This is a genomic window from Pseudomonas sp. MYb118, from assembly GCF_040947875.1.
In the GTDB taxonomy this organism is placed as follows: Bacteria; Pseudomonadota; Gammaproteobacteria; order Pseudomonadales; family Pseudomonadaceae; genus Aquipseudomonas.
On the sequence record NZ_JBFRXN010000002.1, the window covers coordinates 403643 to 422156 of the forward strand.

The window sequence follows — 18514 nt, forward strand, 5'->3', positions numbered from 1 at the left end:
AAAAAAGCCGTTCACCCAGCGTTCAAAGGCGTCCGGCCGGAAGGCGAACGCGACGAACACCGGGGGAGCGGCCTGGCGGGATCAGATCAGGCGGAAGCCGACAACGGCTGGAAACTGAAGTAGCGCTTCAACGCCTGGACCAGGTCGGCAAACTCCGGCGGGGCGCGCTGCAAGGTGAACCCGGCGTCGTAATGCCGGGGCGTGGCGTCTTCATGGCACCACAGGCAACAGGCCCTGAAGTCGATGACTTGCAGGCGGCCGTCGGCCATCGGGATTTTGAGGCGCAGCTCGAAATCGGCACCGATCATCATCGGCAATTGACTGATGAGCATCAGCCCGTCTTCGGAGACGTTGCCCAGGAAGCCGATCGGCTTGTCGGTCACGCTGTTGAACACTCGTAGAAAATACGGCAGTTGATGCCGCTCGATCCGGCGGTCAGTGAACATGCTGAATTCGCTATGCCAGGCCCTTGTCCAGGGCCGCACCAATGCTTCGGAACGGGCCAGCCCTGCAAGGCCAGGCGCGCTCTCCCCGATCACGGTGCGACAGTCCGTGTGGCCGCTGTCGCTTACGTCTGCCGATCCCAGGTGTTACCGCGGCTCGCAAGGATTTTGCGAACCGGTTGATTCGACTATAGCTCACCGTCGCCCGTGAGACATCTTTGAATGACAACTGCCATCAGAACCGGGTCGGGCGCACCGCGGCTGCGCTGCGCAGGGGGTAATGCCCCAGCGACTGCAAGGTTTCCAGGCGCGCCTTGGCGCGGTAGGCGTATTCGCTCTGCGGATACGAGGCGATGATGAACTGGTAAGTCTGGCCGGCATCGACGAACAGTTTCTGCCGCTCCAGGCACAAACCGCGCAGCATCGAAACTTCCGGCCACACGTATGACCGGGCACGACTGGCGCGTTCGACTTTGGACAATTCGAGCGTCACCTGGTCGCAATTGCCACGATCATAGGCGCTGTAGGCGTTATTCAAATGATGGTTCATCGACCAACGGGTGCAGCCCGTGACGCTGACTACAGCAAGGGCAAGGGCGGCTATGGGCACGAATCGCATGGGGGTTCTCCTGTCTTGAGCAGTGTATCGACCCGTCGACGGAAATCTTCAGGCTGTCGGTCACCAAAAGTGTTCGGTTCAATAAACAAACGAATAAGTAGTGCAGATGAACAATGACTACACCCCAAGAGCATAGTAGCCTCACTCAGCGCTTGAACTCAGGAGTCTTTGCATGTCCGTCCGTCGTACCAAAATCGTCGCTACCCTTGGCCCGGCCAGTAACTCGCCGGAAGTACTGGAACAGCTGATCCTGGCTGGCCTGGACGTCGCCCGCCTGAACTTTTCCCACGGCACGCCCGACGAGCACAAGGCTCGCGCGAAGCTGGTGCGTGACCTGGCCGCCAAACACGGTCGCTTCGTCGCCCTGCTGGGTGACCTGCAAGGTCCGAAAATCCGTATCGCCAAATTCGCCAACAAGAAGATCGAGCTGAAGATCGGTGACAAGTTCACCTTCTCCACCAGCCATCCGTTGACCGAAGGCAACCAGCAAGTGGTCGGCATCGACTACCCGGACCTGGTCAAGGACTGCGGTGTGGGCGACGAGCTGCTGCTCGACGACGGCCGCGTGGTGATGCGCGTCGAAACCGCCACCTCTACCGAACTCAACTGCGTGGTGACCATTGGCGGTCCGCTGTCGGACCACAAGGGCATCAACCGGCGTGGCGGTGGCTTGACCGCACCGGCCCTGACCGACAAGGACAAGGCCGACATCAAGCTGGCTGCCGAGATGGAAGTCGACTACCTCGCCGTGTCCTTCCCGCGTGACGCGGCTGACATGGAATACGCCCGTCAACTGCGTGACGAGGCCGGCGGTACGGCCTGGCTGGTGGCCAAGATCGAACGCGCCGAAGCCGTGGCCGACGACGAAACCCTCGACGGCCTGATCAAGGCGTCCGACGCGGTGATGGTGGCCCGTGGTGACCTCGGTGTGGAAATCGGCGACGCCGAGCTGGTGGGCATCCAGAAGAAAATCATTCTGCACGCACGCCGCCACAACAAGGCCGTGATCGTCGCGACCCAGATGATGGAGTCGATGATCCAGAACCCGATGCCGACCCGTGCCGAAGTGTCCGACGTGGCCAACGCCGTGCTCGACTACACCGACGCCGTGATGCTCTCGGCCGAAAGTGCCGCTGGCCAGTACCCGCTGGAAGCCGTGCAGGCGATGGCGCGCATCTGCGTCGGCGCCGAGAAGCACCCGACTGGCAAGACCTCCAGCCACCGCATCGGCAAGGAATTCCAGCGCTGCGACGAAAGCATTGCCCTGGCGACCATGTACACCGCCAACCACTTCCCGGGCGTGAAGGCGATCATCGCGTTGACCGAAAGCGGCTACACCCCGCTGATCATGTCGCGTATCCGTTCGTCGGTACCGATCTACGCGTTCACCCCGCACCGCGAAGCCCAGGCTCGCGCGGCGATGTTCCGTGGCGTGTACACCATCCCGTTCGACCCGGCATCCCTGCCGCCGAGCCAGGTCAGCCAGGCCGCCATCGACGAACTGCTCAAGCGCGGCGTGGTGGAACAAGGCGACTGGGTCATCCTGACCAAGGGCGACAGCTACCACACCACCGGCGGCACCAACGGCATGAAGATCCTGCATGTTGGCGACCCGATGGTCTGAGTGACCGGTTGCTGAAAGACCAAAGCCCTGCCATGTGAATGGCAGGGCTTTTTGTTTTCTGGTTCTGATGATGTGTTGACCCTATCGCGAGCAGGCTCGCTCCCACAGGGGATTTGCGTCATTCACAAATCTCCTGTGGGAGCGAGCCTGCTCGCGATGGGGTCGGCCAGTCAACGAAGACTCAACGTTTGTTGATGAACCCCGACAACGCCGCCACCGCCTCCGGCGAGCGCAGCCGCTGGATGAACAGCGCCCCCTCCTCTTCTATCGCCATGCGCAGGTGCTCCCGATCCGGCGCTTTCATCAGTTGTTTGCTGATGCGCACCGCTTGCGGCGGCAGGGACTCGAACCGCAGCGCCATCTCCCGCGCCCTGGTCAGGGCCTCTTCGCCGCTGCCCAGGGCTTCGGACGCAATGCCCCAGGCCGCCGCCTGCTCACCATTGAAACCTTCACCAAGCAGCAGCAACTCGGCCGCCCTGGCCTGCCCGAGCAACCGCGGCAGGATCAGACTGGAGCCGAACTCCGGGCACAACCCGAGGTTGACGAACGGCATGCGCAGTCGCGCATCGCGGCTGACATACACCAGGTCGCAGTGCAGCAGCAACGTCGTACCAATGCCCACCGCCGCGCCGGCCACCGCCGCCACCACCGGTTTGCGGCAGTCGAGCAAGGCCAGCATGAAGCGGAACACCGGGCTGTCGAGCGCACTCGGCGGTTCCTGGAGAAAATCGGCGATGTCGTTGCCGGCGGTGAAGCATTCACTGGAGCCGGTGATCAGTACGGCATTGATGTGCGGGTCGGCATCCGCCTGCCTCAATGCCTCGCCCAACTGACTGTACATGGCCCGGGTCAGGGCGTTTTTCTTGTCGGGGCGGTTCAGGCGCAGGGTCAGCAGGCCGCGTTCGTGTTCGATCTGGATGGCATCGGTCATGGAAGGTCTCGCGTCTGAAAGGTCAGCGTTCAACCGCGAGGCAGGAAGACGTCGGCCAGCAGTTGATTGCGCGGCATTCCCGCCAGATACAGGCGCCGGGCGAAGGCGTCGACGCTGTCGGGTGACCCGCAGAGTAAAGCCAGGGTTTGCCGGGAAACAAGCCGCAGTTGCGCCAAAGCCGCCGGCAACTCGGTCGCTGTCCACAACTCGACACTCAGGTTCGAACGGCTGGCGGCCATGGCCTGCAAGGGTTTGGCCAGGTAGTGGCCCTCGGCATCATGGGCCAGGTGAATCACCCGGATGTCGCCCTGGTGATCCTGGCGCAAGGCTTCACGCAACACCCCGAACAACGGCCCCAGCCCGGTGCCGGCCGCCAACAGCCAGAGCGGCCGGGCCTGCCAGTCCGGGTCGTAATGCAGCGCCCCGCCACGCAACTCGCCCAGGCGCAGGCCGTCGCCGATGTTCAGTTGACGGGCGGCATCGCTGAATTGGCCCGGCTGGCGGCAGTCCAGGTGAAACTCCAGAAAACGGTCTTCCTCGGGCAGGCTGGCCAGGGAATACGGACGCGCCACCTGGCCGGCCCACAGCACCAGATGCTGGCCGGCGCTGTAGCGCAAGGGGCGTTGCGGGGTCAGGCGCAGGCGCAGCACGTCGCGGCTCAACCAGTCGACGGCGGCGACCTCGGCCGGGCGCCCGTCCTGCAACGGGTCGAAGGCATGGACGTGCAGATCCTCGACCACCTGGCACTGGCAGGCCAGGCGCCAGCCCTGCTGACGTTGCTCGGCGCTCAGTGCATCCGGCCGGCTGTCACTGGGCAAGCCCTGGGTGCATTGCACCAGACAGGCGTGGCAACTGCCGGCGCGACAACTGTAAGGAACGGCCACGCCCTGTTGATTCAAGGCATCGAGCAGGTTGCTGCCCGGCGCCACCGGCCACCCACGGTCGCCCACGCGCAATTCAGGCATCGACGTTCTCCCACGCCGCCGCGCAACGATTGCGGCCGTCACGCTTGGCGCGATACAGCGCCTGGTCGGCACGCTGCAGGGCGTCATCGAGATCGTCACCCGGTTCAAGCAGGGTCATGCCACCGGACAAACTGAGGTTGCCGACTTTCAAGCCAATCAACTGCACGTCGGTAAAGGCGATTCGCAAACGCTCGCAACAGGCGGTCAGGCGCTCCGGGGTGCAATCGGGCAACAGCAGCACGAATTCTTCGCCGCCATAACGGGCCAGCACGTCCCCCTCACGCAGGCAGGCGCTGGCGACACCGGCAAAGGCTTGCAGCACCTGATCGCCCGCCGCGTGACCATGCATGTCATTGATGCGCTTGAAATGGTCGAGGTCGATCAGCGCCAGGCCATGGGCGACGCCCGGTTCCAGGGTGTCGAGCTCCCGTGAGGCCAGGCGCAGGAAGTGCCGGCGATTGAACAACCCGGTCAGTTCGTCGGTGGCCACCAGGTCTTCGAGCTGGCGCATCATGCCGCGCAGGGTGTCCTGATGCGCCTGCAGGGCGAACCGACGCTGGCGCATCCGCAGCCGGGAGGCCTGGACATAGCGCGCGTACAGTTCCAGCCACACCAGCACGATCAACAGCACGCACACCTGCAACGCGGCCAGGGCCGGGTCGGCCAACTGCAAGTGGTAGCCCTCCCACAACGTGATCGCGCTGAAACTGGCGAACACCAGCAGCGCACACCGGGCGAACGCCTGGCGCGACAGGTGAAACAGGCCGAACAGCAGAATCAATACATAGAAGACCAGGAAGGCCCCACGGGCTTCATCCAGATTGGCGACCAGCCAGGATTGCCAGCCCAGCCCCAGCAATACCTGGGCTTCGGTCAGGCTGGGGTCGCTGAAGCGCAGATTCCAGCCGCTGTAGAACACCGCGAACAATGCCGCCTGGCTGATGACCACCAGCGCACTGCCGACGGCGACATTTGTCAGGGGCTGGTGATAATGCCCGGTGAAAAACCCCAGCCACAGCAACATCAGGGCCAGGGCGTAGGTGCCGGCTGCGAGGGCAAATCGTTTGAGCAACAGGCGCTGGATGGCGTTATGGGTCAATCGTTGACTCACCGTGCGAAAAGAAGCTGATCGAGTGTCCTACTCTACAGGCCGGCTGCCACTGTAGTGGCGAGGCGGATAAATGACCATTCAATTTTTGGGCCGCCGGCCGTCCGAACCCCGCCCGTCATGCGACCAACGAATAACCCTTGGCGCGTGTGCCCGCTACCGAGGCGCGGTATACTGCCGCGCCGTTTTAGCCAGAAGAGCAGCTGCAAGCTTTCAGCTTCAAGCAGCCAGCTCAGAGCAGTACGCCTGCAGCTTCATCTTGCCGCCTGAAGCTGAAAGCTCATAGCTGCCTTAAGAATCGAGGAACGCGACTCATGACCGTGATCAAGCAAGACGACCTGATTCAGAGCGTTGCCGACGCCCTGCAGTTCATTTCCTATTACCACCCCGTGGATTTCATCCAGGCGATGCACGAGGCCTACCTGCGCGAAGAATCGCCGGCAGCCCGTGACTCCATGGCGCAAATCCTGATCAACTCGCGCATGTGTGCCACCGGCCACCGCCCGATCTGCCAGGACACCGGCATCGTCACCGTGTTCGTGCGCGTCGGTATGGACGTGCGCTGGGATGGCGCCACCATGGGCCTGGACGACATGATCAACGAAGGCGTGCGTCGCGCCTACAACCTGCCGGAAAACGTCCTGCGCGCTTCGATCCTCGCCGACCCGGCGGGCGCGCGCAAGAACACCAAGGACAACACACCGGCGGTGATTCACTACTCCATCGTTCCGGGTAACACCGTGGAAGTGGACGTGGCAGCCAAGGGCGGCGGTTCCGAGAACAAGTCGAAAATGGCCATGCTCAACCCGTCCGACTCGATCGTCGACTGGGTGCTCAAGACCGTTCCGACCATGGGCGCCGGCTGGTGCCCGCCAGGCATGCTCGGCATCGGCATCGGCGGCACCGCCGAGAAAGCCGCGGTGATGGCCAAGGAAGTGTTGATGGAATCCATCGACATCCACGAGCTCAAGGCCCGTGGCCCGCAGAACCGCCTCGAAGAAATGCGCCTGGAGCTGTTCGAGAAGGTCAACCAGCTGGGCATCGGCGCCCAGGGCCTGGGTGGCCTGACCACCGTGCTCGACGTGAAGATCATGGACTACCCGACCCACGCCGCCTCGCTGCCGGTGTGCATGATCCCCAACTGCGCCGCCACCCGTCACGCCCACTTCGTGCTCGACGGTTCCGGCCCGGCCTCGCTGGAAGCGCCACCGTTGGACGCCTACCCGGAAATCGTCTGGGAAGCCGGCCCGTCGGCCCGTCGCGTCAACCTCGACACCCTGACCCCGGAAGAAGTGCAGAGCTGGAAGCCGGGTGAAACCATCCTGCTCAACGGCAAGATGCTCACCGGTCGCGACGCGGCGCACAAGCGCATGGTCGAGATGCTGAACAAGGGCGAAAGCCTGCCGGTGGACCTCAAGGGTCGCTTCATCTATTACGTCGGCCCGGTCGATCCGGTGCGCGAAGAAGTGGTTGGCCCGGCCGGCCCGACCACCGCGACGCGGATGGACAAGTTCACCCGTCAGATCCTCGAGCAGACCGGTCTGCTGGGCATGATCGGCAAATCCGAGCGCGGCCCGACCGCCATCGACGCGATCAAGGACCACAAGGCCGTTTACCTGATGGCAGTGGGTGGTGCGGCTTACCTGGTGGCGCAAGCGATCAAGAAGTCCCACGTGGTGGCCTTCGCCGAGCTGGGCATGGAAGCGATCTACGAGTTCGAGGTCAAGGACATGCCCGTGACCGTTGCGGTCGACAGCAAGGGTGAGTCGGTACACATCACTGGCCCTGCCATCTGGCAGAAAAAGATCAGTGAGAACCTGGCGGTAGAAGTGCAGTAAGTTGCACTGAAACCCCTGAAAAAAACCGCCCTGCCGGTCACGACAGGGCGGTTTTTTTTTCGCCTGGAGAACCGCGATTTTCACCCTTTATGTGGCCGACCTGTCAGATGTGACAGGTCACAGCCAATGGATCCGCTGATAAGTTGAGTGCACGTTGCGTCCTTGTCAGGTGGAAACAGAAATGGCCACAGAAGAACAAAAAGGCACGATCAACATCGCCGTCCCCGTCCAGCCGAAAATGGGCGGCGCGATTGCCAGTTTCGGCAGTTGGTCGCCGGCAGGCCCCAACGGTTCCGCCGAGATGTCCCTGCCCCTGCCCATTTCCAGCGCACCCAATCGAAGCCTGGTGCCGCAGATCGGCCTGCGCTATAGCAGCCAGGTGGGCAGCGGGAATTTCGGCATGGGCTGGCACGCGGACGTCATGGCCTTGACTGTGCGGACCAGCAAAGGCGTGCCCGTCTACGAAAAAAACAAGGACATCATCGTCGGCCCCGGCGGTGAGGTGCTGATGCCGGAGCTGGGGACGGATGGGGAAATCATCGTCAGGACCGACCAGATCGGCACTACCCATTACCAAGTGCTGCGCTATCAGACACGGAATGAAGGCGCGTTCAACCAGGTCGAACGCTGGTTCAATGACCAGGATGTCGGCGGCTTCTTCAGGATCCAGAGCGCCGATGGCAGCACCCGTATTTACGGCAAGTCGCTTAACGCGCGCCGGGCCGAGCCCCGCGACGACAACCAGCCCACGGCAGTCGATCGCACCGGGGTGTGGATGCTCGAGGAGGAAAGCGACCTGTACGGTCAGCACATTGTCTGCGAGTACAAAGCGGACACCGGTGGCCCCGAAGACAACCAGGGACGTGACTACCGCTCCCAGCGTTACCTGCATCGGGTGCTGTACGGCAACGCAGAGGCCGAGCCCGAACTGTATTCGTTAAAGGCCGAAGGTTGGGCCGATGTGCACTTCCTGTTTCATCTCCTGTTCGACTACGGCGAGCGCGAACACGACCTGATGAAGAAGCCGGTCTATGGCCCGCCGTACTCGCAGCCAGATGATCAATATGGCGAATGGAAGGTGCGCTCCGATCCGTTCACCAACTATGACTATGGGTTTGGTGTACACACCCGCCGGCTTTGCCGTCAGGTGTTGATGTTTCACCATTTCCGGGTCAAGGAAACCGATCCACCGTTCCTGGTTCAACGGCTGTTCCTGCAACACCAGGAGACAGACCTCGGCTACACCGAGCTGAACGCCGCCCATTTCCAGGCGTACGACCACTACGGCAGGGTCGAAAGCCGGCCGCCTATGGAGTTTCGCTACGCCCCTTTCGAGGCCAGCCCGGATCGCCAGCCCGGCTGGCAGGCTTTCCCCGAAATGCCGGGGCTCAACGATGGTCAGCGCTATCAGTTGGTCGATTTGTATAACAAAGGCATGCCGGGGATCTTGTACCGCGACGACAAGGCCTGGTACTTCAGCGAGCCACTCAGGAAAGAAGCGGGCACCGATGAAATACGCTACGGCGGCTTCAAGGAACTGCCCTCGATCCCGGTGGGCGACAGCCGCCAACCGATCCGGCAGACACTGAGTGACTTGAATGGTGACGGCAAACTGGAGTTCGGCTATCACTCACGGTCCATGAACGGCTTCATCTCCATGACCCCGGAGCGCGACTGGTCACAGTTCGTGTCCTATAAATCCTTTCCTGCCGAGTTCTTTCATCCCAAGGCACAGATGGTCGATCTGATCGGGGACGGCCGCACGCACGTAGCGATGATCGGCAATAACAGCGTGCGTTTGTACACCAACCTGGGCAACGACAAAGGCTTCACCAGCGCCCGCGATGTTCCTCATGAAGGTGACTATGCGCTGCCTCAACCGGGCAGCGACTGGCAAACCGAGGTGGTGGGCTTCGGCGATCTATTGGGCAGCGGTAAACAGCACCTGTTCCGTCTGCGTCACAATCGCCTGGAATGCTGGCCCAACCTTGGGCATGGGCGATTCGGCCAGCCCATGGTGCTGCAATCACCGACATGCGATTACGACGAATTTAATGCCGCGCGGGTGCTGATGGCAGACACCGACGGATCAGGAGCCGGTGACCTGATTTATGTGGAATCAGACCGCATGCGCGTGTTCATGAATCACGCCGGCAAGGGCTTCGCCACCGAGTCCATTGATATCCCCTGGCCGCAAGGCGTGCGCTATGACTCGCTGTGCCAGGTCACCACCGCCGACCTGCAGGGGCTGGGCTGCACCAGCATCGTCCTGACCGTCCCGCACATGTCGCCACGCCATTGGCGCTACGACTTCGTGCGCATCAAGCCGTACCTGATCAATCGCAGCAATAACAACATGGGCGCGGTCAGTACGATCCGTTATCGCAGCTCCGCACAGGAGCAGCTGGACGATGAATTCGAACAACATCTGATCGACCGGGACAAGGTCGTCGTTTCCAAATTGCCGTTCCCCATGCACCTGGTCAAGCAACAGAACCAGCTCGATGAAATCACCGGCAATCAATTGGCCCAACTCATGAGCTATCGCGAGGGGTTTTACGATCCCATCGAGCGCGAGTTCCGCGGCTTTCGCCTGCTCATGCAACAAGACACCGAAGGCACCCCGGCGCAACGGAAAATGGAAGGATTCACCGCGCCGGTCCTGACCAAGACCTGGTACTCGACGGGCGAGTTCATTGATCCGCCGAGGGACGGCTATTACACGGGCGACGACAAAGCCGTGGACCTCAAATCGACCCGGCTGGAGCGCTATCACACACGCGATCGCGCAGCGGAGCTCTTTGAGCCTGACGAGGAAACTGCCGCCGAAATTGCCCGCACCCTCGCCGGCTCAGTCCTGCGCACCGAAGTGTTCGCGGCTGACGACCCGCGTGTTCCCTACCTGGTGACAGAAAACCGTTTGCACGTGCGCCTGCTGCGCGCCAAAGGCGAACACGACCCTTATTCCGTGCTGCAAGCCATGGGCCTGGAGTCGATCAGCTACCAATACGAACCCCAACTGCCGGATGACCCGCGCTGTGAACACCAAATAAGCCTCAGTCGGGATCAGTATGGCAATGCGCTTCACGCTTGCGTCGTTTACTACGCGCGCCGCAAAACCCCGGAAAATCCGCCTTTCGAGGACGAGCATGAAAACCGCTACTGGAGCGACGCTCACGATGAGGCTCAACAATGCCACTACATGACCGAAACCAAAGCCGAACTCATCCACCTGTATGACGAGGCGAACTGGAAATCAGGAATGCCCTATCGACTGGCGATCCCCTTTCGGGAGCGTACCAACGCGCTGGTACTGGAAAAGGCTGAGCTGATCCCCGAAAACATCAACCATGAGTACTTCGTCGAGCACACCGATGAAAAAGGGGAATGGGCGCAGCGAGCGGAACTCGCCAGCCTGTCCATGCAGTTCTACGTCGACCCGGCGACCAATCAGACGCTGCCCAAGGGCGTGGCGACTGTCGAGGCGCTGCCGGGTTACGTGGAGATCGCCGAGCTGGACAGAAAAGCCCTCGGCGCGTACGACAAGCTCAAGGATGAAAACGGCAACATGCCGTTCAATCTCAAGGAAAAGCTCGAGTCCCGCGAAGTGGGTTATCACATCATGGACTGGTTTCTGCCCGAGGTTGACCAACCGGCGCCCGAGGACCCCGGCGACGCGAAGAACTACCTGTGGTCGATCCACCGGGGTTTCCTGCATTACCTCGACGAGGCGGGTTTCTACAACGTCGACTACTTCCAGCAGACCAGGAGCCACGGTATTACCAAAGTGACTCACGACGCGTACTACTGCGTACATGAGTCAGTGGAGCTGCCCGACGGTTGCATTACCCGGATCAAGGACATCGACTACTACACCTTTCTGCCCAAAACCATCATCGACCCCAATCAGAACCTACAGCAAGCAAGCTACAACGCCTTCGGTGATGTAAAGGTCACCAGTTTTTTCGGCACCGAACTGGGTCAACCTGTAGGCTTTTATCCACTGGACGACTATGTGCCGCCAGAAGATCAAAGCCCGGGGCACGCCATCGAGAACCCCTACGAGGCCATCGGCAACTACGCCTCGGCTCTCTTCACCGACCTGTTCGCCTGGATGGGCCGTGTTCCCGCGACCCAGCCGCTGCAAGGCGAATGGTACGACTGGGCGTTGGCCGCCGGTTTCATACTGCCCAGTGGGCATCTGTGTGATCGAGCGCGTCAGCATCTGTTGGAACTGCCGACCCCGAACGCCCACGAACTGCTGCTCAAGCAGTATGTCGACAGCGCCATTCGGCAACCCAGGCACGCAGCGGTGCTCCTTGCTGATCGCTATCCGGGGGATCCTGAAAAGCAGGTGCGTATTGCGATCACCCATCACGACGGTTTTGATCGCGAACTGCAGACCAAGCAGGAAGTGGAGCCCGGCGAAGCCTGGGTGGTGCTCCCCGACGGCACCCTGAAACTCAAGGCCGACGGCAGGCCGGAAACAGCCCAGGCCGCACGACGCTTCCGGGTCAGCGCGCGCCAGGAGCGCAACAACAAGGGGTTGCCGGTGCGGATCTACCGGCCTTATTTCGCCGACAGTGCCAGCTGGATCAAGGACGAATCGTTACGCGAAGTCCAGCACCATGACAGGCAATATTACGACTCGCTGGGCCGCCCCACAGAAACCATCCTGGCAAAAAAAATGCCCCAGGGGCCCAACGCCGAACCTCAACATTTGCGTGAGGAAATCAAATACTACGGCTGGTTCAACGCCACGTTTGATGCGAACGACAACTTCAACCCGCCACCGGCGAAAAAAAGGAAAAACCCCTGGACGTTGCATTGATCCAGACCGGAGCGCCGTGAACGCTCGAACCGGACGATGATCAATGGCGCGAGGTAGCCCGCATGCTATCTTGCGCCTCCCATCACCCGGTTCGACTCACGCCCCATGATTGCGACTCACCGTGCCCTGCGTTTGACGGTCTACACCCTGCTGATTCTCGCTGGCACTGTCCTCGCCGCCACCCTGGCCATGCGCCACGCCGAACGTGCGGCGCTGGTCGAGGACGCGGTGCGCGCCAACCAGCAATTGGGCCTGTACGCCAACTCGCTGCACACCCTGATCGAACGCTACCGCGCCCTGCCCGCCGTGCTGGCGCTGGACCCGGAATTGCGTTCGGCACTCAAGGGGCCGGTGTCGCCGGAACGGCAGGACGCGCTGAATCGCAAACTGGAACAGATCAACGGCGCGGCGCAATCCTCGACCTTGGAATTGCTCGACCAGACCGGGCTGGCCGTGGCCGCCAGCAACTGGCGCCTGCCCAGCAGTTACGTCGGCCACAACTATGGCTTTCGCCCGTATTTCCGCCAGACCCGCACCCAGGGCACCGGGCGCTTCTATGCGGTGGGGGTGACCAGCGGGATTCCCGGCTACTTCCTGTCCAGCGCCGTCACCGGTGACGACGGCGAGTTCCTCGGGGCGATGGTGGTCAAGCTGGAGTTTCCCGAACTGGAGCGCGAATGGCGCCAGGGCACCGACACACTGCTGGTCAGCGACGCACGGGGGATCGTGTTCATCGCCAACCAGCCGGGTTGGCGGTATCGCCTGTTGAAACCGCTGAACGACAGCGACCAGGCCGAACTCAAGAGCACTCGCCAATACGACAAGCAGCCGCTCACCCTGCTGGATTATCAGACCCTGCGCCATTTCGACGACACCAGCCGGCTGGCGCGGGTGCAAGGTCCCGACGGCAAGGCCGAGTACCTGTGGGAGTCCCTGCCGCTGACCGCCGAAGGCTGGACGCTGCACCTGCTGCGTCGCCCGCAAGTGGCCTTCGAAGACACGCGTAATGCCGCGCTGGCCGCCGCCGGCCTGTGGCTGACGCTGGTGTTTCTGTTGCTGTTTCTCTACCAGCGCTGGCGCCTGGCGAAAATGCGCCAGCGCAGCCGCGAAGAACTCGAACGCCTGGTGGAAGAACGTACCCGCGACCTGCACACGGCCCAGGACGGGTTGGTGCAATCGGCCAAGCTGGCGGCGCTGGGGCAGATGTCGGCGGCGCTGGCCCACGAAATCAACCAGCCGCTGACCGCGCAACGCATGCAACTGGCGACCTTGCGCCTGCTGCTCGATCACGGCCGGGTCGACGACGCCTACAAGGCGTTGAAACCGCTGGACGAGATGCTCACACGCATGGCCGCCCTCACCGGCCACCTGAAAACCTTCGCGCGCAAGAGCCCCAGCGGCCTGCGCGAGCGCCTGGACCTGGCGGCGGTGATCGACCAGTCGCTGCACCTGCTGGACACCCGCCTGCGCGACGAACAGGTCAGCACCGTGCTGCACCTGACCCGCCCGGCGTGGGTGCGCGGTGATGCGATCCGCCTGGAACAGGTGCTGATCAACCTGCTGCGCAATGCCCTCGACGCGATGCAGGAAACACCCTGCAAGCGCCTGGAAATCCGCCTCGAAGCCGACGACCAGTTGTGGCGCCTGAGCGTCATCGACAATGGCAGCGGCATCGCCGAAGAAAACCTGACGAAGGTGTTCGATCCGTTCTTCACCACCAAACCCGTGGGCGATGGCCTGGGCATCGGTCTGGCCGTATCCTTCGCTATCGTTCATGAATCGGGTGGACGCCTGAGCGCCGGCAATCATGCCAATGGCGCGGTGTTCACTGTCACCCTGCCCATCGACCTGGAGGCACCTGACGCATGAATCGCGTGATGGTAGTCGACGACGAAAGCAGCATTCGCAGCGCCGTCGAACAATGGCTGAGCCTGTCGGGGTTCGAGGTGCAACTGTTCAGCCGCGCCGAAGATTGCCTGGCGCAACTGCCGCGGCATTTCCCCGGCGTGATCCTGAGCGACGTGCGCATGCCGGGCATGACGGGCCTGGAGTTGCTGGCCGAGGTGCAGCGGCGCGACGCCGATTTGCCGGTGATCCTGCTGACCGGCCACGGCGATGTGCCGATGGCGGTGGACGCCATGCGCGATGGCGCCTACGACTTCCTGGAAAAACCCTTCAGCCCCGAGACCCTGCTCGGCAGCCTGCGCCGCGCGCTGGACAAACGGCGGCTGGTCCTGGAAAACCGCGCCCTGCACGAGCAGGCCGACAACCGGGCGAAACTCGACGCGACGTTGCTGGGCGTGTCCCGTGGTTTGCAGACCCTACGCCAGCGAGTGCTGGATCTGGCGACACTGCCGGTGAATGTGTTGATCCGTGGCGAAACCGGCAGCGGCAAGGAGCTGGTCGCCCGTTGCCTGCATGATTTCGGGCCGCGGGCCGAGCGGCCGTTCGTGGCGCTCAACTGTGCGGCGATTCCCGAGCAGTTGTTCGAGGCCGAGCTGTTCGGCCATGAGAGCGGCGCCTTCACCGGCGCCCAGGGCAAACGCATCGGCAAGCTCGAATACGCCGACGGCGGCACGCTGTTCCTCGATGAAATCGAAAGCATGCCGCTGGCCCAGCAGGTGAAACTGCTGCGGGTGTTGCAGGAACAGAAACTCGAGCGCCTGGGTTCGAACCAGAGCATCCGCGTCGACCTGCGCATCATCGCCGCGACCAAACCCGACCTGCTGGACGAAGCCCGTGCCGGGCGTTTCCGCGAAGACCTGGCCTATCGCCTCAACGTCGCCGAACTGCGCCTGCCACCGCTGCGTGACCGCCGCGAGGACATTCCGCTGCTCTACGAATCCTTCGCCCGCCACGCCGCCGAGCGCCTGGGCCGCAGCGTCGCGCCCCTGAGCGGACCGCAACTGAGCCGCCTGCTGAGCCACGACTGGCCGGGCAACGTACGCGAACTGGCCAACGTGGCCGAGCGCCAGGTACTGGGCCTGGGCGAACCGGAACCGGTGGGCGTCGAAGCCGGCCAATCACTGGCGGCGCAACAGGAAGCCTTCGAAGCCCAATGCCTGCGCGCGGCCCTGACCCGGCACAAGGGCGATGTGAAGGCCGTGCTGGAAGAACTGCAACTGCCGCGGCGTACCTTCAATGAAAAGATGCAGCGGCATGGGCTGAGCCGGGAGATGTTCCTGCTGAGCGACTGATGGCCCCATCGCGAGCAAGGCTCGCTCCCACAGGGTCTTGTGTCGAACTCAATTTCATCAAACACCACCATCCCACTGTGGGAGCGGGCTTGCTCGCGATGGCGGCGGGTCAGCCAACCAGGATGTTGAATGACAGGGCCTCATCGCGGGCGAGCCCGCTCCCACCGGGTCTTGTGTCGAATTCAATTTCCCAGCACCCCCACCCACTGTAGGAGCGAGCTTGCTCGCGATGGCGGCGGATCAGCCAACCAGGATGTTGAATGGCAGGGCCCCTTCGCGGGCGAGCCCGCTCCTACAGGTTTTTTGTGTGGAACTCGATTTCATCAAACACCACCATCCCACTGTGGGAGCGAGCCTGCTCGCGATGAGGCCCGCACTGACACCCCCGACATAAGCAAATTTCCGCTCACACCCCACCATTCATAAGCGGATTTCCGCTCACCCCATCCCCGCAACCCCTCTAAACCGGCCCTTCGCCCCTTGGCACACCTCCTGCTATAGCCCCCGCAGGCTGCGTTTAAACACGCCTCACTAAAAACAATTAAACGAAGGATCCTTCAATGGATAACTCCAACACCCTGCCCCTTGGGTCGGCTGCCGTGGCCGCACCCAAAACGACCGCCGGCCGGATCAAGTCGATCTTCAGCGGTTCGGTCGGCAACATGGTCGAGTGGTACGACTGGTACGTCTATGCCGCCTTCTCGCTGTACTTCGCCAAGACCTTCTTCCCCAAGGGCGACACCACCGCACAACTGCTCAACACCGCTGCGATCTTCGCCGTGGGCTTCCTGATGCGTCCGATCGGTGGCTGGCTGATGGGCCTGTACGCCGACCGCGCCGGACGTAAACGCGCACTGATGGCTTCGGTTTACCTGATGTGCTTCGGTTCGCTGCTGATCGCCCTGAGCCCGGGTTATGAAACCATCGGCATCGGCGCACCGATCCTGCTGGTCTTCGCCCGTCTGTTGCAGGGTCTGTCGGTGGGCGGTGAGTACGGCACCTCGGCCACTTACCTGAGCGAGATGGCGACCAAGGATCGTCGCGGCTTCTTCTCCAGCTTCCAGTACGTGACCCTGATCTCCGGTCAGCTCATCGCGCTGGGCGTGCTGATCGTGCTGCAGAACTTCCTCACCACCGAAGAGCTGTACGCCTGGGGCTGGCGTATTCCGTTCGCCATCGGCGCCCTGTGTGCGGTGGTCGCGCTGTACCTGCGTCGCGGCATGGAAGAAACCGAGTCGTTCACCAAGAAAGAAAAAGCCAAGGAAAGCGCGATGCGCACCTTGATGCGTCACCCCAAGGAACTGCTGACCGTGGTCGGCCTGACCATGGGCGGTACGCTGGCGTTCTACACCTACACCACCTACATGCAGAAATACCTGGTGAACACCGTCGGCATGAGCATCTCCGACTCCACCACCATTTCCGCTGCCACCCTGTTCCTGTTCATGTGCCTGCAACCGATCATCGGTGGCCTGTCCGACAAGATCGGTCGTCGTCCGATCCTGATCGCCTTCGGCGTGCTGGGCACGATCTTCACCGTGCCGATCCTTATGACCCTGCACACCATCCAGACCTGGTGGGGTGCGTTCTTCCTGATCATGGCCGCCCTGATCATCGTCAGCGGCTACACCTCGATCAACGCCGTGGTGAAGGCCGAACTGTTCCCCACCGAAATCCGCGCCCTGGGCGTCGGCCTGCCGTACGCACTGACCGTGTCGATCTTCGGCGGTACCGCCGAATACGTCGCGCTTTGGTTCAAGAGCATCGGCATGGAAACCGGCTACTACTGGTACGTGACCGCGTGCATCGCCGTGTCGTTGCTGGTGTACATCACCATGAAGGACACCCGTAAGCATTCGCGGATTGTGACGGACTGATAGACCCTGATCGCGAGCAAGCTCGCTCCTACAGTAATCGGCGTACGCCAGACCTGTAGGAGCGAGCTTGCTCGCGATGCTCTTCAAGGAAGAAGCTGAAAATCCAGCGTCCCATGGCAATCAGCTGTCGATCATTGCACTATGATCGCCGCCCGCCCCCTGCCCAGGACGCCCTTCATGCCCGACGACATCCACTTCTATGAACCCGCCAACGGCCACGGCCTGCCCCACGATCCGTTCAACGCCATCGTCGGCCCGCGCCCCATTGGCTGGATTTCTTCGCAGGATGCCCAGGGCCGCCTGAACCTGGCGCCCTACAGTTTTTTCAACGCCTTCAACTACATTCCGCCGATCATCGGCTTCTCCAGCGTCGGGCGTAAAGACAGCCTGAACAACATCGAGCAGACCGGCGAGTTCGCCTGGAACCTGGCGACCCGGCCCCTGGCCGAGCAGATGAACCAGAGCTGCGCGATGGTCGGGCCCGAGGTCGATGAGTTCCAGTTGTCCGGGCTGACCCCGCTGGCGTCGAAAGTCATCCAGGTGCCACGGGTGGCCGAAAGCCCGGTGTCGTTCGAGTGCAAGGTCACGCAGATCATCCAGCTGCAACGCGCCGACGGCAATGTGGTGCCGAGCTGGTTGATCCTCGGCGAGGTGGTGGCCGTGCACATTGCCAAATGGCTGTTGAAGGACGGCGTGTACGACACCGCCGCGGCCGAGCCGATCCTGCGCGGGGGTGGGCCGGCGGATTACTTCCAGTTGGGCCCGGAGGCCTTGTTCAAGATGTATCGCCCGGGGGCGGTCAGGTAATTACCAGACCAGCTCGCCTTCTTCGCCGACGCCCTTGAGGCGGGTCAGCTCCACGGCGGCCGCGGCGTCGGCGTCCATGGCGGTCTTGAAGGTCTGCTCTTCGAGCAATTTGTGAAAGCGTGGCGCGCCCGAGCCACCGATCGCTTTGGTGGCAATCGCCGCGTAGTAACCGCCGCCTTCGCGGGGGACTACAGCGGATACGGCTTCGAAGTGTTCAAAGGCTTTGCGTGCCATGTCGGGATTCCTGGCTGGTGGGAAATGGCGCCATTAAACC

Annotated in this window: 13 protein-coding genes; 7 read left to right on the forward strand and 6 right to left on the reverse strand. The window is 62.3% G+C overall.

Annotated elements, in window-relative coordinates; all coding sequences use genetic code 11:
• Positions 1 to 86 precede the first annotated feature (86 nt).
• Entirely contained in the window at positions 87 to 446 is a 360-nt protein-coding gene (locus ABVN20_RS07640) for a PilZ domain-containing protein (protein ID WP_368554987.1), read from the reverse strand.
• A 232-nt stretch (positions 447 to 678) separates the two neighbouring features.
• The gene (locus ABVN20_RS07645; RefSeq protein WP_368554989.1) at positions 679 to 1062 is read right to left on the reverse strand and encodes a tol-pal system YbgF family protein; all 384 of its coding nucleotides are present in this window, start codon (positions 1060 to 1062) and stop codon (positions 679 to 681) included.
• Between the two features lie 172 nt (positions 1063 to 1234).
• Between ABVN20_RS07645 and pyk the strand changes: the two genes are divergently transcribed.
• Complete coding sequence (pyk, locus tag ABVN20_RS07650) at positions 1235 to 2686, forward strand: pyruvate kinase (protein WP_368554990.1); 1452 nt, start codon at positions 1235 to 1237, stop codon at positions 2684 to 2686.
• A gap of 181 nt (positions 2687 to 2867) precedes the next feature.
• Here the strand turns inward: pyk and ABVN20_RS07655 are convergent, their stop codons facing one another.
• Genes ABVN20_RS07655 through ABVN20_RS07665 form a run of 3 tightly spaced genes read right to left on the reverse strand, consistent with a single transcriptional unit; the run spans position 2868 to position 5681 of the window.
• The gene (locus ABVN20_RS07655; RefSeq protein ID WP_368554991.1) at positions 2868 to 3617 is read right to left on the reverse strand and encodes an enoyl-CoA hydratase-related protein; all 750 of its coding nucleotides are present in this window, start codon (positions 3615 to 3617) and stop codon (positions 2868 to 2870) included.
• A 29-nt stretch (positions 3618 to 3646) separates the two neighbouring features.
• Positions 3647 to 4582, reverse strand: coding sequence for an iron-sulfur-binding ferredoxin reductase (locus ABVN20_RS07660; RefSeq protein WP_368554992.1), 936 nt, complete (start codon positions 4580 to 4582; stop codon positions 3647 to 3649).
• Positions 4575 to 5681 (reverse strand): diguanylate cyclase, encoded by a 1107-nt coding sequence (locus tag ABVN20_RS07665; RefSeq protein WP_368554993.1) that lies wholly within the window; start codon positions 5679 to 5681, stop codon positions 4575 to 4577. Before ABVN20_RS07665 ends, ABVN20_RS07660 begins: the two co-directional genes overlap by 8 nt.
• A gap of 323 nt (positions 5682 to 6004) precedes the next feature.
• Between ABVN20_RS07665 and ABVN20_RS07670 the strand changes: the two genes are divergently transcribed.
• The 6 genes from ABVN20_RS07670 (at position 6005) to ABVN20_RS07695 (ending at position 18240) form a co-directional block, all read left to right on the forward strand.
• Positions 6005 to 7528 carry a fumarate hydratase gene (locus ABVN20_RS07670; protein WP_368554995.1) on the forward strand — a complete coding sequence of 508 codons (1524 nt, stop codon included), beginning with the start codon at positions 6005 to 6007 and terminating at the stop codon, positions 7526 to 7528.
• Between the two features lie 181 nt (positions 7529 to 7709).
• Positions 7710 to 12359 carry a SpvB/TcaC N-terminal domain-containing protein gene (locus ABVN20_RS07675; RefSeq protein ID WP_368554997.1) on the forward strand — a complete coding sequence of 1550 codons (4650 nt, stop codon included), beginning with the start codon at positions 7710 to 7712 and terminating at the stop codon, positions 12357 to 12359.
• 105 nt (positions 12360 to 12464) lie between these two features.
• Positions 12465 to 14228, forward strand: a complete 1764-nt coding sequence (locus ABVN20_RS07680; protein WP_368554998.1) for an ATP-binding protein — start codon at positions 12465 to 12467, stop codon at positions 14226 to 14228.
• Positions 14225 to 15556 carry a sigma-54-dependent transcriptional regulator gene (locus tag ABVN20_RS07685; RefSeq protein ID WP_368555000.1) on the forward strand — a complete coding sequence of 444 codons (1332 nt, stop codon included), beginning with the start codon at positions 14225 to 14227 and terminating at the stop codon, positions 15554 to 15556. The genes ABVN20_RS07680 and ABVN20_RS07685 overlap by 4 nt, the downstream gene beginning before the upstream one ends.
• Before the next feature lie 560 nt (positions 15557 to 16116).
• Entirely contained in the window at positions 16117 to 17433 is a 1317-nt protein-coding gene (locus ABVN20_RS07690) for an MFS transporter (protein ID WP_368555002.1), read from the forward strand.
• A 177-nt stretch (positions 17434 to 17610) separates the two neighbouring features.
• Positions 17611 to 18240: a flavin reductase family protein gene (locus ABVN20_RS07695; RefSeq protein ID WP_368555003.1), complete on the forward strand. Its 630-nt coding sequence runs from the start codon at positions 17611 to 17613 to the stop codon at positions 18238 to 18240.
• Here ABVN20_RS07695 and ABVN20_RS07700 read toward each other — a convergent pair whose 3' ends face one another.
• On the reverse strand, positions 18241 to 18474 hold the full coding sequence (locus ABVN20_RS07700; RefSeq protein WP_368555004.1) for a hypothetical protein: 234 nt from the start codon (positions 18472 to 18474) through the stop codon (positions 18241 to 18243).
• Between the last annotated feature and the right edge of the window lie 40 nt (positions 18475 to 18514).

Coding starts and splice junctions, on each gene's coding strand:
- ABVN20_RS07640 (WP_368554987.1), bottom strand. CDS start 446: ATGTTCACTGACCGCCGGATCGAGCGGCATCAACTGCCGTATTTTCTA.
- ABVN20_RS07645 (WP_368554989.1), bottom strand. CDS start 1,062: ATGCGATTCGTGCCCATAGCCGCCCTTGCCCTTGCTGTAGTCAGCGTC.
- pyk (WP_368554990.1), top strand. CDS start 1,235: ATGTCCGTCCGTCGTACCAAAATCGTCGCTACCCTTGGCCCGGCCAGT.
- ABVN20_RS07655 (WP_368554991.1), bottom strand. CDS start 3,617: ATGACCGATGCCATCCAGATCGAACACGAACGCGGCCTGCTGACCCTG.
- ABVN20_RS07660 (WP_368554992.1), bottom strand. CDS start 4,582: ATGCCTGAATTGCGCGTGGGCGACCGTGGGTGGCCGGTGGCGCCGGGC.
- ABVN20_RS07670 (WP_368554995.1), top strand. CDS start 6,005: ATGACCGTGATCAAGCAAGACGACCTGATTCAGAGCGTTGCCGACGCC.
- ABVN20_RS07675 (WP_368554997.1), top strand. CDS start 7,710: ATGGCCACAGAAGAACAAAAAGGCACGATCAACATCGCCGTCCCCGTC.
- ABVN20_RS07680 (WP_368554998.1), top strand. CDS start 12,465: ATGATTGCGACTCACCGTGCCCTGCGTTTGACGGTCTACACCCTGCTG.
- ABVN20_RS07685 (WP_368555000.1), top strand. CDS start 14,225: ATGAATCGCGTGATGGTAGTCGACGACGAAAGCAGCATTCGCAGCGCC.
- ABVN20_RS07690 (WP_368555002.1), top strand. CDS start 16,117: ATGGATAACTCCAACACCCTGCCCCTTGGGTCGGCTGCCGTGGCCGCA.
- ABVN20_RS07695 (WP_368555003.1), top strand. CDS start 17,611: ATGCCCGACGACATCCACTTCTATGAACCCGCCAACGGCCACGGCCTG.
- ABVN20_RS07700 (WP_368555004.1), bottom strand. CDS start 18,474: ATGGCACGCAAAGCCTTTGAACACTTCGAAGCCGTATCCGCTGTAGTC.